A 13875-nucleotide genomic window follows, 5' to 3' on the forward strand; every position below is an offset into this window, starting at 1 on the left:
TCAGCGGACGCTTGCGGCGCCCTGGGCGCGGGCCTGGGTCTTTTCCTTGTGCTTGACCAGCTGGCGGTCCAGCTTGTCGGCAAGGGCGTCGATGGCGGCGTACATGTCGCCGTCCATCGCCTCGGCGTGTAGATCGGCACCGGCGGCATGCAGGGTGCAGGCGGCCTGCTGGCGTTCCTTCTCCACGGAGAGCGTGACCTGCACGGTGGTGATGTTGTCGTAGTGGCGCTCGAGTCGCGTGAGCTTCTCCTGCACGTAGTCACGCAGGGGATCGGTCAATTCCACGTGGTGGCCGGTGAGGTTGACTTGCATGACACGCTCCTTGCTCCTTGGGTGGTGATCCGATTGTAACCCTTTTTGGTGCCTTGCAAACCCCCCGCGCCAGGCGGTTTTCCACGCCATGCGGCGCGGCTGGCGACGGCCCTAACCGAGACGCTTGCGGCGGCTGGAGGAGGGGATCTGCATCGCCTCGCGGTACTTGGCCACGGTGCGCCGGGCCACCTCGATGCCTTCCTCGCCGAGCAGCTCCACCAGCTTGCTGTCGGAGAGCGGCTTGCGCGGGGGCTCGCCCTCGATCAGCTTGCGGATGCGGGCGCGGATCGCGGTGCTCGAGTGGGCGTCCTCGCCGCCCCCGACCTGGCTCGAGAAGAAGTACTTGAGCTCGAAGACGCCGCGCGGGGTGTGGATGAACTTCTGGGTGGTGACCCGCGAGATGGTCGATTCGTGCATCTCCACCGCCTGGGCGATGTCGGCCAGGATCAGCGGCTTCATGGCTTCCTCGCCCTGCTCGAGGAAGTCGATCTGGCGGGTCATCACCTCGCGGCCGACCCGCAGCAGGGTGTCGTTGCGGCTGGTCAGGCTCTTGATCAGCCAGCGGGCCTCCTGGAGGTGGTCCTTGAGGAACTGGTTGTCGTCGCTCTTGTCGGCGCGGCGGATCAGCGCCGCGTAGTCGGGCTGGATGCGCAGCCGCGGCATGGCCTCGGGATTGAGCTCGATCCGCCAGCCCTGGGGGGTGTGGCGGGCGATCAGGTCGGGGATCACGTAGTCGTTGTCGTCGCCGGCGTAGGTGCTGCCGGGGCGCGGGTCGAGGCCGCGGATCAGGGCGATGACCCGCTCGAGGGCTTCGTCGTCCAGCCCCAGGCGACGCTTCAGCAGGCGGCGGTCGCTGGCGGCCAGCGCCTCCAGGAACTGGCGCACCAAGCGCCTGGCCTGGGGCAGCAGCGGGGTGTCGTCGGGCAGGGTGGCCAGCTGCAGCAGCAGGCATTCGCGCAGGTCGCGGGCGAAGACGCCGGTGGGCTCGAACTGTTGCAGGCGCAGCAGGACGGCCTCGATCTCCCGGGTGGTCAGGCCCTCAAGGCCCTGGGCGCGCAGGCCGTCGCGTAGCTCGTCCAGCGGTTGGTCCAGGTAGCCGTCCGGCGTCACGGCATCGACCAGGCTCTCGGCGATGCGCGTTTCGCGCTCCTCGAGGCCGCTCATGGCCAGCTGCCAGCCGAGGTGGCCTTGCAGGCTCTGGCCGGCGGCCTGGCGCTCGAAGTCGGGGGCCTCGCCGCTGCCGCCGGCGTCCTGGAAGGTGTCCGACCAGTCGCTGTCCACGGAGAGTTCCGCGGGAATCTCGTCGGACCAGTCGTCTTCCGGGGTCTCGCCGACCGCCTGCTCGCCGAAATCGTCCTCGAGTTCCAGCATGGGGTTGGCTTCCAGCGCCTGCTGGATTTCCTGGCGGAGGTCGAGGGTCGAGAGCTGCAGCAGGCCGATCGCCTGCTGCAGCTGGGGCGTCATGGTCAGCTGGGTGCCGACGCGCAGTTGCAGGGATGCCTTCATGGCCATGGATGGTTCCGCTCCTCCGGCGAAGAGGCTCCTACCCTAGTGGCCCGGATGGCGCCATGCAAGTGCTGATTAAGCAATTAGCGTGCCAATGGCAATCGGCGTGCCCGTCGTCGGTTGGCGACGCTATATCAGTGACTTGCGAAGCCGCAGCCCTTAGAGGCGGAAGTCCTGGCCCAGGTAGACGTCGCGCACGCGCTGGTTGGCCAGGATCTGCTCGGCGTCGCCCTCGGCGATGATCTGGCCGTCGCCGACGATGTAGGCGCCATCGCAGATGTCGAGGGTCTCGCGGACGTTGTGATCGGTGATCAGTACGCCGATCTCGCGGGACTTGAGCTGGCGGATGATGCCCTTGATCTCGCCCACCGAGATGGGGTCGACCCCGGCGAAGGGCTCGTCGAGCAGGATGAAGTCGGGCTCGGTGGCCAGCGCCCGGGCGATCTCGACCCGTCGGCGTTCGCCGCCGGACAGGCTCATGCCCAGGTTGTCGCGGATATGGGTGACGTGGAAGTCCTCGAGCAGGCGCTCCAGGCGATCCCGTCGTCCGGCCCGGTCGAGATCGCCGCGGGTCTCGAGGATGGCCATGATGTTGTCGGCCACCGACAGCTTGCGGAAGATCGAGGCCTCCTGGGGCAGGTAGCCGATGCCGGCCCGGGCGCGCTCGTGCATGGCGCTGCCCGAAAGGTCGCGGTCGTCGATGGCGACCCGGCCGGCATCGGCCCGCACCAGGCCGACGATCATGTAGAAGGAGGTGGTCTTGCCGGCGCCGTTGGGCCCCAGCAGGCCGACGATACGGCCCTGGCGGATCTCCAGGCTGATGTCGTGGACCACGCGGCGGCGCTTGTAGCTCTTGGCCAGATGCTGGGCGCTCAGGGTCTTCATGGGGCGTCCTGCCGTTCCGGCTCCAGGGTCATGCGCACCCGCTGGCGCTCGTCGACGCCCTGGGCGTCGGAGCGGGCCTGGACGACCCGGCGGTCGAGGAAGTATTCCAGGTAGCCGCCGTCGAAGGTGTCGCCGCCCTGGTGGAGTTCGGCCTGGTCGATCAGCTCGATGCGCCGCTCGGCCACGTGGTAGACCACGGTGCGCCCCCAGGCGCGGACCAGCGGCTCATCGGGGGCGGGCTGCTGTTCCATGTAGGCACGCTGGCCGGTGGCGGTGGCGCGGGTCAGCTGGCCGGCATCGTTGCGCTGGATCTCCACGCGCGCGCCGCTCAGCTGCATGCTGCCCTGCTGGATGTGCACGTCGCCCTGGTAGACGGCGGTGCCGGCCCGGTCGTCGAGGTCCAGGCGGTCGGCCTCCACCTGGATGGGCGCGCTGGCGTCGCCCTCCAGGGCCAGTGCCGCGGGGGTGGCCAGTGCCGTGGCCAACAGCGTCAGGGCCAGCAACGAGGCGAGGGGAGGTCGCGTCATGGCTCGGGGGTCTCCTGGGAATTCGGCGGGTGGTGGCCGCGCACATTGTCGGTCAGTCGGGCGCGGTTGTCATCGAGCCAGGCGTCGAAGCGCTCGCCGCGCATCGATTGCGGCGGCTGGCTCAGCCGCGCCGGCGTGTCGCTCCAGGCGTGGCCGGCGTCGGCATCGTAGTGGAGGCGCTCGGTCTCGAGCCGCCAGCGCTCTGCGGGCGCGGTGAGGCGCGCCTGGCCCTCGAGGACCAGCGGGTTGCCGCCGGCCCCCAGTCGCCCCTGCTCGGCGACGGCCAGCCACAGGCGGCCCTCGTCGTCGCGCAGTCGGGCGTCGGGAGCGGTCAGGCGGGTGACGTCGTCGACCGGGGTGTGGACCAGTCGCGGGGTGGTCAGCCGCTGGTGGGGGCGGCCCTGGGCGTCGAAGCGCGTCAGCTTGACGTCCTCCAGGTAATAGTCGGGCTCGCCGGCCTCGTCCTGGGGCACCGGGCCGGGCGGTGCCTCGGAGCGCTGGTCGAGCAGCGCCAGGCCGCCGCCCAGCACGAGCAGCAGCAGGAACAGCCAGGTGCGGAAACCGGGGCGGGGCAGTCGCATCCCGTCAGGCCTTGCCGTGGAGGTAGGTGTCGAGCACGGCGTCCCAGTGGCCCTGGGCCTGGAGCAGGGTGTCGCAGATCTCGCGCACCGCGCCGAAGCCGCCCTCGCGTTCGGTGACCCAGTCGGCGTGCTGGCGGATGTAGCTGGGCGCGCCGGGCACGCTGATGCCGACCCCGGCCTGGCGGATGGGCGCCACGTCGGGCATGTCGTCGCCGCAGTAGGCGGCCTGCTCGAGGCCGAGGTCGAGGCGTTGGCACAGCTGGCGCAGCACCGGCAGCTTGTGTTCGACGCCCTGATGGAGGTGCTGGATGCCGAGCGCGGCGGCCCGCCGGCTGACCATCGGTGAGTCGCGACCGGTGATCAGCGCAACTTGGATGCCGGCGCGCTGCACCAGCTTGATGCCGTGGCCGTCGAGGGTGTGAAAGGCCTTGACCTCACCGCCGTCGGACTGGAAATAGAGGCGGCCGTCGGTGAGCACGCCGTCCACGTCCATGGCCAGCAGGCGCACGCGGCGCAGGCGGTCGACCAGCTGCGGGTCCATCAGGGGGGCGTCGAGGGTCATGGGGTCTCCTTGGGTCAGATCACGCCGCTGGCCAGCAGGTCGTGCATGTGCAGGGCGCCCACCGGGCGGCCGTCGTCGCCCACCACGGCCAGGGCGGTGATGCGGCTGTCCTCCATGAGGCGCACCGCCTCGGCGGCGAGGGTGTCGGGCGAGATGCGCTTGCCGGGCACGGTCATCACCTGATCCACCGTCAGCGCCGAGAGGTCACCGTGCTGGTCCAGGGTGCGACGCAGGTCGCCGTCGGTATAGACGCCGGCCAGCCGGCCCGCCGGGTCGATCACGCAGGTGAAGCCCAGGCCCTGGCGGGTGATCTCTAGCAGGGCGTCGCGCAGCGGGCTGCCCAGCGCCACCCGGGGCAGGCGGTCGCCCTGGTGCATCAGGTCCGAGACCTTGAGCAGCAGGCGCTTGCCGAGGCTGCCGCCGGGATGCGAGAGGGCGAAGTCCTCGGCGGTGAAGCCACGGGTCTCGAGCAGCGCCACGGCCAGGGCGTCGCCCAGCGCCAGGGAGGCGGTGGTGGACGAAGTGGGGGCGAGGTCCAGCGGGCAGGCCTCGCGCTCCACGCCGGCATCCAGGTGGGCGTCGGCATGGCGGGCCAGGGTCGAGCCGGGGCGGCCGGTCATGCTGATCAGCGGCGTGCCCAGGCGTTTGAGCAGCGGCAGCAAGGCGGTCACCTCGGCGGTCTCGCCGGAGTTGGACAGCGCCAGGACCACGTCGCCCGGGGTGATCATGCCCAGGTCGCCGTGGCTGGCCTCCCCGGGGTGCACGAAGAAGGCCGGGGTGCCGGTGCTGGCCAGGGTGGCGGCGATCTTGCCGCCGACATGGCCGGACTTGCCCATGCCGGTGACCACCACCCGGCCGCGACAGGCCAGGATCAGCGCGCAGGCGCGCTCGAAGTCGCCGTCCAGGCGTTCGATCAGCGCGCCGATGGCTTGTTGCTCCAGCCGCAGGGTGCGCTCGGCGCTGGCCAGCAGGTCGCGGGAGGAGGAGGATTCGTCAGTCATGGCGATGATTGTTGCCTGTCGCGGGGTTGGGCTCAAGGGGCGGGAGGCCTGGGCGTGGCTCCCGGGTGCCGCCGGCGGGTGTCGCGAGGCGCGTCCGGCGAGAAAGGCGCCCATTGAACCCCTTGCGTGCCCCCGACGCAAGCCGTGGCGGCGCGGCGCTGGCGCCGCGGGACCCGGTTAGGATACGATGTTCGATAATCTCGAAGGATGCCAACGGATGAGTGACTCCCCCCTCGTCGAAGTGTCGGGCCTGCGCTTCGCCCGCGGTGAGACGGAGATCTTCCGCGGCCTCGACATGGTGGTGCCGCGGGGCAAGATCACCGCCATCATGGGCCCCAGCGGTACCGGCAAGACGACGCTGCTCAAGCTGATCGGCGGTCAGCTCACCCCCGATGCGGGGCGGGTGTGGATCGCCGGGCAGGAAGTGCATGCGCTGTCGCGCAAGGCGCTGTTCCGGCTGCGTCGGCGCATGGGCATGCTGTTCCAGAGCGGGGCGCTGTTTTCGGACCTCGACGTCTTCGAGAACGTGGCGTTTCCGCTGCGCGTGCATACCGACCTGCCCGAGTCGATGATCCGCGACCTGGTGTTGATGAAGCTCCAGGCGGTGGGCCTGCGCGGCGCCCGAACCTTGATGCCCTCGGAGCTCTCCGGGGGCATGGCCCGGCGCGTGGCCCTGGCCCGGGCCATCGCCCTGGACCCCGAGCTGATTCTCTACGACGAGCCCTTCGTCGGCCAGGACCCCATTTCCATGGGCGTGCTGGTGCAGCTGATTCGTCGCCTCAACGAGGCGCTGGGGCTGACCGCCGTGGTGGTGTCCCACGACATCAAGGAGACCCTGTCCATCGCCGACTATGTCTATGTGATCGCCGACGGCCGTGTGATGGCCCAGGGCACCCCGCAGGGCCTCGACGTGGACCGCGACCCGAGAGTCAGCCAGTTCATCCACGGCGAACCGGATGGTCCGGTGCCCTTCCACTATCCTGCCATGGACTTCCACGACGACCTGCTGGGCACGGGAGGGCCGCGATGATCGCTCTGCTCCAGCGCCTGGGGCGCCAGGGATGCGACGTCACCGAGGGCCTCGGCCAGGCGGCCATCCTGCTCGTCCAGTCGGCGGTCGGCGTGCCCTCCGCCGAGGGGTTCAGGCTGTGGCTGCGTCAGATGCATTTCGTCGGCGTGATGTCGCTGGCCATCGTGCTGGTCTCGGGGCTGTTCATCGGCATGGTGCTGGGCCTGCAGGGCTACACCATCCTGGTCGATTTCGGCGCCGAGGATGCGCTGGGCCAGATGGTGGCGCTGTCGCTGCTGCGCGAGCTGGCGCCGGTGGTGGCGGCCCTGCTGTTCGCCGGCCGGGCCGGCTCGGCGCTGACCGCCGAGATCGGCCTGATGAAGGCCACCGAGCAGCTCACCAGCATGGAGATGATCGGCGTCGATCCGCTGCGCCGGGTGGTCGCGCCACGACTGTGGGCGGGCTTCGTCGCCCTGCCGCTGCTGACCATCGGCTTCGGCGTGATCGGCATCTGGGGCGGCGAACTGGTCGGCGTGAAGTGGCTGGGCGTCTTCGAGGGCTCCTACTGGGGCAACATGCAGGCCAGCGTCGCCTTCGTCGACGACGTGCTCAACGGCCTGATCAAGAGCCTGGTGTTCGCCCTGGTGGTGACCTGGATCGCGGTCTATCAGGGCTATGCCCTGGTACCGACCTCGGAGGGCATCGCCCGGGCCACCACGCGCACCGTGGTGTACGCGTCGCTGGCGGTGCTGGGCCTGGATTTCGTGCTGACCGCCCTGATGTTCGGCGGACTCTCCTGAACGGGGCAGACGGCAATGACGGCGGCCCCGCGCCGCCGCGGACTTGTGGAGACATGGAATGAAGCGCAGCAAGACGATGGAGCTGGGCGTCGGCCTGTTCATGCTGGTCGGCATCCTGGGGCTGCTGTTCCTCGCCCTGAGGGTCAGCGGCCTGAGCCTCGAGCCGCCCGGCGACGACTTCCGCCTGGAGGCCAACTTCGCCAACGTGGGCGGGCTCAAGCCCCGGGCCCGGGTCACCATGGCCGGGGTCACCGTGGGGCGGGTCGAGAGCATTGCGCTGGACCCGGAATGGTACGATGCCCGGGTGGTCCTGACCCTCGACGAGGGGCTGGAGGGCGCCTTGCCCGAGGACAGCACCGCGTCGATCCTGACCTCCGGGCTGCTCGGCGAACAGTACGTGGGGCTGTCGGTGGGCGGCGCGCCCGACACGCTGGCCGACGGCGATCGCATTCGCGATACCCAGTCCGCCCTGGTGCTGGAGGAGCTGATCCAGCAATTCGTGTCCAACATGGTCAAGGAGTGAAGACGATGAGGCCGATGACACTATCTACCCGACTGGCCGGGGTCCTGACGGTCCTGGCCCTGTGGACGATGGCGCTGACGTCCGTTCCGGCGCTGGCCCAGAGCGAGTCCCCCGAGCAGCTGATCCGCGGCAGCGTCAACCAGCTGATGGGGCGCATCGAGGGGCGCGAAGGCTATTTCAGCGAGCACCCCGACGAGCTCGAGGCGATCGTCGACGACAGCCTCGAGCAGGTGGCCGACTTCCGTTACATCGGCGCCAGCGTCATGGGCCGTTACTTCCGCAATGCCTCGCCCTCGCAGCGTTCGCGATTCGTCGACACCTTCCGCCAGACGCTGATCGACACCTACGCCAAGGGGCTGGTGACCTTCGATTATCGGGAGGTGCGGGTCCTCGACAACCAGGAGGCCTCGCGCTACGAGGACCAGGCCAGCGTGGCCATGGAGGTAGTGGCCAACGACGGCACCGTCTACCCGGTGAGCTATACCCTGCGCCTGGACGACGGTCAGTGGCGAGTGGTCAATGTCATCGTCAACGGCATCAACCTGGGGCTGACCTTCCGCAACCAGTTCGACCAGGCCATGCGCAACCAGAATCGCGACTACGACGCCGTCATCGACGGCTGGGCCCCGGAGCTGGCGGTCGAGGAGCTGGAGCAGGGCGGCGAGGGATGAGCGTGCTGCTCGAGAACGGCGTCAATCGCCTGCAGGCCGAAGGGGCCGTGCTGTCGGTCTCCGGCGAGGTCGATTTCGATGGCGCGGCGGACATGGCCGCCGCCGGCCGGCGCTGGCTGGCCGAGTGCCCGGCGGGCAGCCGCGTGAGCTTCGACCTCGCCGGCGTGGGGCGCGTCAGCAGCGCGGCGATCAGCGTGCTGCTGGAGTGGACGCGCCAGAGCCGGGCCAGCCGCCTCGAGCTCGAGACGGTGCGCCTCTCCCCCCCGCTGGCCCGGCTGACCCGGGTGGCCGGGCTCGATACCCTGCTGCCGGTGGAGGCGCCGGTAGAGTCTGCCGAGGCGTAGTGTCAAGGTGCGAGACGGGGTTCCTCGTCCCTCGCACCTTTTCTCCTTGCCCTGACCTCCGCGCACGTCGCCAACGCGCACGTCGCCAACGGCGTCGCTTTTCATTACCATGGTCGGCCTGTTCGTCCCGCCGGCGCAGCGCGCCGGCGCTTTTACGGATCAACCAACTTCAAGCGAGGGTTCGATGCTTCCCACTGAGGTCAAGGCGCTGCTCGAGAGCCGTCTCGATGGCTGCGAATTCCATATCCAGGGTGAGGGCTGCGACTTCCAGGTGGTCGCCGTCGGCGAGGTCTTCGGGGAACTGTCCCGGGTCAAGCGTCAGCAGTTGATCTACGGCGCGCTGTCCGATGAAATCGCCTCCGGCGCCCTGCATGCCGTGACCATCAAGACCTATACCCCCGAGCAGTGGCAGACCGCTCCCGAGAACCAGGGGGCCTGAGGCCCGAGGCGACATGGACAAGCTGATCATTACCGGCAACGGCCCCGTCGATGGCGAGGTCTGGGCCAGCGGCGCCAAGAACGCCGCCCTGCCGATCCTCTGCGCCACCCTGTTGGCCGACGAGCCGGTGACCATCGGGAACCTGCCGCACCTGCAGGACATCACCACTACCCTGGAGCTGCTCGGCCACATGGGCGTGCAGCCGGTGATGGGCGAGCGCATGAGCATCCAGCTCAACGGCGCCCAGGTGACCGACTGTCATGCCCCCTACGAGCTGGTCAAGAAAATGCGGGCCTCGATCCTGGTGCTCGGCCCCCTGCTGGCGCACTTCGGCCGCGCTGACGTGTCGCTGCCCGGCGGCTGCGCCATCGGCTCGCGGCCGGTCGACCTGCACATTCGCGGCCTCGAGGCCATGGGCGCCGACATCCGCGTCGAGGGCGGCTACATCCGTGCCCGCGTCGACGGCCGCCTCAAGGGCGCGACCATCTTCTTCGATACCGTCACCGTGACCGGTACCGAGAACCTGCTGATGGCCGCGGCGCTGGCCGATGGCACCACCGTGCTGGAGAACGCCGCCCGCGAGCCGGAGGTGGTCGACCTGGCCGAGTGCCTGATCAAGATGGGCGCCAACATTCGCGGCCACGGCAGCGACACCATCGTCATCGAGGGCGTCGAGCGCCTGCATGGTGCCGAGCACGACGTGATGCCCGATCGCATCGAGACCGGCACCTTCCTGGTGGCCGCCGCGTTGTCACGGGGCAAGGTGAAGGTGCGCAACACCCGCGCCGACATCCTCGAGGCGGTGCTGGCCAAGCTCGAGGAGGCCGGGGCCACGGTCACCACCGGCGAGGGCTGGATCGCGCTGGACATGCACGGCCAGCGTCCGCAGGCGGTCAACGTGCGCACCGCGCCCTATCCGGCCTTCCCGACCGACATGCAGGCCCAGTTCGTGGCCCTGAACGCGGTGGCCGAGGGCACCGCCCGGGTGGTCGAGACGATCTTCGAGAATCGCTTCATGCACGTCCAGGAGCTCAATCGCATGGGCGCGCGCATCGCGCTGGAGGGCAACACCGCGGTGATCACCGGGGTCGAGAGCCTGTCCGGGGCGCCGGTCATGGCCACCGACCTGCGCGCCTCGGCGTCGCTGGTGATCGCGGCGATGATGGCCGAGGGCGAGACCCTGGTCGACCGTATCTACCATATCGACCGTGGCTACGAGTGCATCGAGGAAAAACTGCAGCTGCTGGGGGCCAAGATACGGCGCATTCCGGGCTGAGCCGACGACAGGCGAGACCATGAGCAAGCAACTGATTCTGGCCCTCTCCAAGGGCCGCATTCTCGACGAGACCTTGCCGCTGCTGGCCGAGGCCGGCATTACCCCCGCCGAAGACCTGGGGGCCAGCCGCAAGCTGTTGTTCGACACCAACCTGCCGGACGTCAAGCTGGTGGTGATCCGCGCCACCGATGTGCCCACCTACGTGCAGCTCGGCGCCGCCGACGTGGGCGTGGCGGGCAAGGACGTGCTGCTCGAGCACGGCGCCGAGGGGCTCTACGAGCCGCTGGACCTGGAGATCGCCGGCTGCAAGCTGATGACGGCGGGGGTCAGCGGTGCCGAGCCGGCCCATGCTCGGCGGCGCGTGGCCACCAAGTTCGTCAACGTGGCCAAGCGCTACTATGCCGAACAGGGCATCCAGGCCGAGGTGATCAAGCTCTACGGCGCCATGGAACTGGCCCCGCTGATGAACCTGGCCGACGAGATCGTCGACATCGTCGATACCGGCAACACCCTGCGCGCCAACGGCATGGAGCCCCGCGAGCTGATCGCCCCGATCACCACCCGACTGGTGGTCAACAAGGCGGCCATGACCATGAAGCACGAGCGCCTCAAGCCGTTGATCGCCCGCCTGCGCGAGGCGGTGGCGCGGCGCGCCGGCGAAGCGACGGCCTGAGCGACGTGACCCCGAGAGGAAACCTGTGATGAGTGAAGCTTCCGCCGGCCGTCTCGAGATCGCGCGTCTGTCCACCGCGGACGCGGACTTCGAGGCGCGCCTCGACGCCCTGCTGGCCTGGGAGGGCGTGTCCGACGACGAGGTCCAGCGCCGCGTCGCCGACATCCTCGAGGCCGTGAAGACCCGCGGCGATGCCGCCCTGGTCGAGACCAGCAACCGCTTCGACCGTCTCTCGGCATCGAGCATGGCCGAGCTGACCCTGGGCCCCGATCGGCTGCGCCAGGCCTTCGAGGGGCTGCCCGAGGCCCAGCGCGAGGCGCTGGCCACCGCCGCCGAGCGGGTGCGCCGCTATCACGAGCACCAGAAGCCCGAGTCCTGGTCCTACACCGAGGCCGATGGCACCGTGCTCGGCCAGCAGGTCATGCCGCTGGACCGTGCCGGCATCTACGTGCCCGGCGGCAAGGCCGCCTATCCCTCCTCGGTGCTGATGAACGCGCTGCCGGCCCACGTGGCCGGCGTCGGCGAGATCGTCATGGTGGTGCCGACCCCGGACGGGGTGCTCAACGAGCTGGTGCTGGCCGCCGCCCACCTGGCCGGCGTCGATCACGTCTTCACCATCGGCGGGGCCCAGGCCGTGGCCGCGCTGGCCTACGGCACCGAGACGGTACCGCGGGTGGACAAGATCGTCGGTCCCGGCAATATCTATGTGGCCACCGCCAAGCGGGCGGTGTTCGGTCAGGTCGGCATCGACATGATCGCCGGCCCCTCGGAGATCCTGGCGATCTCCGACGGTGGCACCGATGCGGACTGGCTGGCCATGGACCTGTTCTCCCAGGCCGAGCACGACGAGGACGCCCAGTCGATCCTGGTCAGCTGGGACGGCGACCACCTGGAGGCGGTCGCCGAGTCGATGACGCGCCTGCTGCCGACCATGGAGCGCGAGGCGATCATTCGCACCTCGCTTTCCGAGCGCGGCGCGCTGATCCATTGCCGTGACCGCGACGAGGCGGTGGCGCTGATCAATCGCATCGCGCCTGAGCACCTGGAGCTGTCGGTGGCCGATCCCGACGCCTGGCTGCCCGAGGTGCGCCACGCCGGCGCCATCTTCATGGGGCGTCACACCGCCGAGGCGCTGGGCGACTACTGCGCCGGCCCCAATCACGTGCTGCCGACCTCGGGCACGGCGCGCTTCTCGTCACCGCTGGGCGTCTACGACTTCCAGAAGCGCTCGTCGCTGATCGGCTGCTCCGCCGAGGGCGCCTCGGCACTGGGCCGCACGGCCTCGGTGCTGGCCCGCGGCGAGTCGTTGACCGCCCATGCCCGCAGCGCGGAGTACCGCATCCGCGACTGAGCGTCTCTCGCCCCTCGTCACGACAACGGCCCCGTTTCGACGGGGCCGTTGTCGTTGGTGCCTTGACGCGCAGGCGCGCTACGGCGATGGCGTCTCATTGCCCTCGGCGCGCTCGGTGGACAGGGGGCGCGACGGGGTGGGGCGCTCGGCGACCCTCAGCGTGAACTGAGTGGTCTCGCCGCCGCGCACCACCGTCACCGGCAGGTCGGTGCCCGGACTCACCTCGGCGATGTCGCTCATGGTCTGGCGGGGGTCGAGGATCGGGCGGCCGTCGACCTCCAGCAGCACGTCGCCGGGCTGCAGGCCGGCGGTATCCGCCGGGCCGCCCGGCACCACGCCGGCGATGATGACCCCGGTGGGGGCTTCGAGGCCGAAGGAGGCGGCCAGCTCGGGGTTGAGCTCCTGGGCCTCGACGCCCAGCCAGCCGCGCACCACCCTGCCCTGGGTGACGATCTCCTCGAGGATGTTGCGGGCCAGGTTGGCCGGAATGGCGAAGCCGATGCCCTGGGAGCCGCCGGAGCGCGAGAAGATGGCCGTGTTGATGCCCACCAGCGCGCCCTGGGGATTGACCAGGGCGCCGCCGGAATTGCCCGGGTTGATGGCGGCATCGGTCTGGATGAAGTCCTCGTAGGCGTTGAGCCCCAGGTGGCTGCGGCCGGTGGCGCTGATGATGCCCATGGTCACGGTCTGGCCGACCCCGAAGGGGTTGCCGATGGCCAGCGAGACGTCGCCGATCGCCGCCTGGTCGGAGTCGGAGAGCTCGATCACCGGTAGCTCGTCGAGGTCGATGCGCAACACCGCCAGGTCGCTCTCCGGATCGGTGCCGATCACCTCGGCCAGGGTCTCACGACCATCGCGTAGGGCCACCTGGATCTGGTCGGCGCCGCGGATCACGTGCTGATTGGTCAGCACGTAGCCATCCTCGCTGACGATCACCCCGGAGCCCAGGCTGGACAGCATGCGCTGACGGCTGGGCGCGTCGTCGCCGAAGAACTGGCGGAAGAAGGGGTCGGACATCAGCGGATGGCTGTCGCGTTCCACCACCCGCGAGGAATAGACGTTGACCACCGCCGGGGCGGCCTGCTCCACGGCCTGGGCATAGCTGACCTTGCCCTGGCCGCGCTCCAGGGGCGGCGCCTCGCGCAGGCTCGGGGCCGGGCGCTCGACGCTCTGGGCCGTCGGGGTGGCCTGCGGCGCCGGCGTGGGGGCGACGGGCGGGGCGGCCTGGCGCCCCAGCAGCTGCGGGAAGGCATTGAGCAGCGCGATGGCCAGCAGCAGGCCGATCAGGATGGGCCAGAGGTAGGGGAGGGCGCGTCGCATGCGGCGGGCTTCCTTCTGGTGCGTGGTCGCGGGGTGACGGGGCGCCGGAGTAGAATGGCGGTCCGCCCATGGCAGCGCGGCCGTGATCCCGCGCC

The 13875-nt window shown here is 69.9% G+C and carries 17 protein-coding genes; 9 read left to right on the top strand and 8 right to left on the bottom strand.

Features of this window, described 5'->3' with window-relative positions; all coding sequences use genetic code 11:
- From hpf to ACXAFN_RS13840, 7 genes are all read right to left on the bottom strand, one after another.
- Nucleotides 1-312, bottom strand: a complete 312-nt coding sequence (gene hpf, locus ACXAFN_RS13810; protein WP_183389724.1) for a ribosome hibernation-promoting factor, HPF/YfiA family — start codon at nucleotides 310-312, stop codon at nucleotides 1-3.
- A gap of 111 nt (nucleotides 313-423) precedes the next feature.
- Entirely contained in the window at nucleotides 424-1824 is a 1401-nt protein-coding gene (locus ACXAFN_RS13815; protein ID WP_474989426.1) for an RNA polymerase factor sigma-54, read from the bottom strand.
- A gap of 153 nt (nucleotides 1825-1977) precedes the next feature.
- The gene (gene lptB, locus ACXAFN_RS13820) at nucleotides 1978-2703 is read right to left on the bottom strand and encodes an LPS export ABC transporter ATP-binding protein (protein ID WP_474989428.1); all 726 of its coding nucleotides are present in this window, start codon (nucleotides 2701-2703) and stop codon (nucleotides 1978-1980) included.
- Nucleotides 2700-3230: a lipopolysaccharide transport periplasmic protein LptA gene (gene lptA, locus ACXAFN_RS13825; protein ID WP_474989430.1), complete on the bottom strand. Its 531-nt coding sequence runs from the start codon at nucleotides 3228-3230 to the stop codon at nucleotides 2700-2702. The genes lptB and lptA overlap by 4 nt, the downstream gene beginning before the upstream one ends.
- On the bottom strand, nucleotides 3227-3811 hold the full coding sequence (gene lptC / locus ACXAFN_RS13830) for an LPS export ABC transporter periplasmic protein LptC (RefSeq protein WP_474989432.1): 585 nt from the start codon (nucleotides 3809-3811) through the stop codon (nucleotides 3227-3229). Before lptC ends, lptA begins: the two co-directional genes overlap by 4 nt.
- A gap of 4 nt (nucleotides 3812-3815) precedes the next feature.
- A complete protein-coding gene (locus ACXAFN_RS13835; protein ID WP_474989434.1) occupies nucleotides 3816-4373 on the bottom strand; it encodes a KdsC family phosphatase in 558 nt (185 codons plus the stop codon).
- Nucleotides 4374-4387: 14 nt separating this feature from the next.
- Entirely contained in the window at nucleotides 4388-5374 is a 987-nt protein-coding gene (locus ACXAFN_RS13840; protein ID WP_474989436.1) for a KpsF/GutQ family sugar-phosphate isomerase, read from the bottom strand.
- Nucleotides 5375-5591: 217 nt separating this feature from the next.
- Here ACXAFN_RS13840 and ACXAFN_RS13845 point away from each other — a divergent pair, with 217 nt between their 5' ends.
- The 9 genes from ACXAFN_RS13845 (at nucleotide 5592) to hisD (ending at nucleotide 12460) form a co-directional block, all read left to right on the top strand.
- Complete coding sequence (locus tag ACXAFN_RS13845; RefSeq protein ID WP_474989438.1) at nucleotides 5592-6404, top strand: ATP-binding cassette domain-containing protein; 813 nt, start codon at nucleotides 5592-5594, stop codon at nucleotides 6402-6404.
- On the top strand, nucleotides 6401-7183 hold the full coding sequence (gene mlaE / locus ACXAFN_RS13850) for a lipid asymmetry maintenance ABC transporter permease subunit MlaE (protein WP_474989440.1): 783 nt from the start codon (nucleotides 6401-6403) through the stop codon (nucleotides 7181-7183). The genes ACXAFN_RS13845 and mlaE overlap by 4 nt, the downstream gene beginning before the upstream one ends.
- A gap of 58 nt (nucleotides 7184-7241) precedes the next feature.
- Nucleotides 7242-7706: an outer membrane lipid asymmetry maintenance protein MlaD gene (mlaD, locus tag ACXAFN_RS13855; protein ID WP_474989442.1), complete on the top strand. Its 465-nt coding sequence runs from the start codon at nucleotides 7242-7244 to the stop codon at nucleotides 7704-7706.
- A gap of 14 nt (nucleotides 7707-7720) precedes the next feature.
- Nucleotides 7721-8377, top strand: a complete 657-nt coding sequence (locus ACXAFN_RS13860) for an MlaC/ttg2D family ABC transporter substrate-binding protein (RefSeq protein ID WP_474989444.1) — start codon at nucleotides 7721-7723, stop codon at nucleotides 8375-8377.
- Nucleotides 8374-8721 carry an STAS domain-containing protein gene (locus tag ACXAFN_RS13865; RefSeq protein WP_474989446.1) on the top strand — a complete coding sequence of 116 codons (348 nt, stop codon included), beginning with the start codon at nucleotides 8374-8376 and terminating at the stop codon, nucleotides 8719-8721. The genes ACXAFN_RS13860 and ACXAFN_RS13865 overlap by 4 nt, the downstream gene beginning before the upstream one ends.
- 184 nt (nucleotides 8722-8905) lie before the next feature.
- Nucleotides 8906-9160, top strand: coding sequence for a BolA family protein (locus tag ACXAFN_RS13870; RefSeq protein WP_474989448.1), 255 nt, complete (start codon nucleotides 8906-8908; stop codon nucleotides 9158-9160).
- Between the two features lie 13 nt (nucleotides 9161-9173).
- On the top strand, nucleotides 9174-10436 hold the full coding sequence (murA, locus tag ACXAFN_RS13875; RefSeq protein WP_474989450.1) for a UDP-N-acetylglucosamine 1-carboxyvinyltransferase: 1263 nt from the start codon (nucleotides 9174-9176) through the stop codon (nucleotides 10434-10436).
- 19 nt (nucleotides 10437-10455) lie between these two features.
- Nucleotides 10456-11109: an ATP phosphoribosyltransferase gene (hisG, locus tag ACXAFN_RS13880; protein ID WP_474989452.1), complete on the top strand. Its 654-nt coding sequence runs from the start codon at nucleotides 10456-10458 to the stop codon at nucleotides 11107-11109.
- 28 nt (nucleotides 11110-11137) lie between these two features.
- Nucleotides 11138-12460, top strand: a complete 1323-nt coding sequence (hisD, locus tag ACXAFN_RS13885) for a histidinol dehydrogenase (protein WP_474989454.1) — start codon at nucleotides 11138-11140, stop codon at nucleotides 12458-12460.
- A gap of 78 nt (nucleotides 12461-12538) precedes the next feature.
- On the opposite strand, the gene ACXAFN_RS13890 is transcribed toward hisD, so the two are convergent.
- Complete coding sequence (locus ACXAFN_RS13890) at nucleotides 12539-13780, bottom strand: Do family serine endopeptidase (protein WP_474989456.1); 1242 nt, start codon at nucleotides 13778-13780, stop codon at nucleotides 12539-12541.
- Nucleotides 13781-13875 lie beyond the last annotated feature (95 nt).

This window comes from Halomonas sp. ABH4_019 (assembly GCF_056159885.1).

Bases quoted from the DNA above. Each gene is read 5' to 3' on its own strand.
- hisG (WP_474989452.1), top strand. From the start codon at position 10,456: ATGAGCAAGCAACTGATTCTGGCCCTCTCCAAGGGCCGCATTCTCGAC.
- ACXAFN_RS13865 (WP_474989446.1), top strand. From the start codon at position 8,374: ATGAGCGTGCTGCTCGAGAACGGCGTCAATCGCCTGCAGGCCGAAGGG.
- ACXAFN_RS13835 (WP_474989434.1), bottom strand. From the start codon at position 4,373: ATGACCCTCGACGCCCCCCTGATGGACCCGCAGCTGGTCGACCGCCTG.
- ACXAFN_RS13845 (WP_474989438.1), top strand. From the start codon at position 5,592: ATGAGTGACTCCCCCCTCGTCGAAGTGTCGGGCCTGCGCTTCGCCCGC.
- ACXAFN_RS13860 (WP_474989444.1), top strand. From the start codon at position 7,721: ATGACACTATCTACCCGACTGGCCGGGGTCCTGACGGTCCTGGCCCTG.
- lptB (WP_474989428.1), bottom strand. From the start codon at position 2,703: ATGAAGACCCTGAGCGCCCAGCATCTGGCCAAGAGCTACAAGCGCCGC.
- lptA (WP_474989430.1), bottom strand. From the start codon at position 3,230: ATGACGCGACCTCCCCTCGCCTCGTTGCTGGCCCTGACGCTGTTGGCC.
- murA (WP_474989450.1), top strand. From the start codon at position 9,174: ATGGACAAGCTGATCATTACCGGCAACGGCCCCGTCGATGGCGAGGTC.
- lptC (WP_474989432.1), bottom strand. From the start codon at position 3,811: ATGCGACTGCCCCGCCCCGGTTTCCGCACCTGGCTGTTCCTGCTGCTG.
- ACXAFN_RS13815 (WP_474989426.1), bottom strand. From the start codon at position 1,824: ATGGCCATGAAGGCATCCCTGCAACTGCGCGTCGGCACCCAGCTGACC.
- ACXAFN_RS13890 (WP_474989456.1), bottom strand. From the start codon at position 13,780: ATGCGACGCGCCCTCCCCTACCTCTGGCCCATCCTGATCGGCCTGCTG.
- hpf (WP_183389724.1), bottom strand. From the start codon at position 312: ATGCAAGTCAACCTCACCGGCCACCACGTGGAATTGACCGATCCCCTG.
- ACXAFN_RS13870 (WP_474989448.1), top strand. From the start codon at position 8,906: ATGCTTCCCACTGAGGTCAAGGCGCTGCTCGAGAGCCGTCTCGATGGC.
- hisD (WP_474989454.1), top strand. From the start codon at position 11,138: ATGAGTGAAGCTTCCGCCGGCCGTCTCGAGATCGCGCGTCTGTCCACC.
- mlaE (WP_474989440.1), top strand. From the start codon at position 6,401: ATGATCGCTCTGCTCCAGCGCCTGGGGCGCCAGGGATGCGACGTCACC.
- mlaD (WP_474989442.1), top strand. From the start codon at position 7,242: ATGAAGCGCAGCAAGACGATGGAGCTGGGCGTCGGCCTGTTCATGCTG.
- ACXAFN_RS13840 (WP_474989436.1), bottom strand. From the start codon at position 5,374: ATGACTGACGAATCCTCCTCCTCCCGCGACCTGCTGGCCAGCGCCGAG.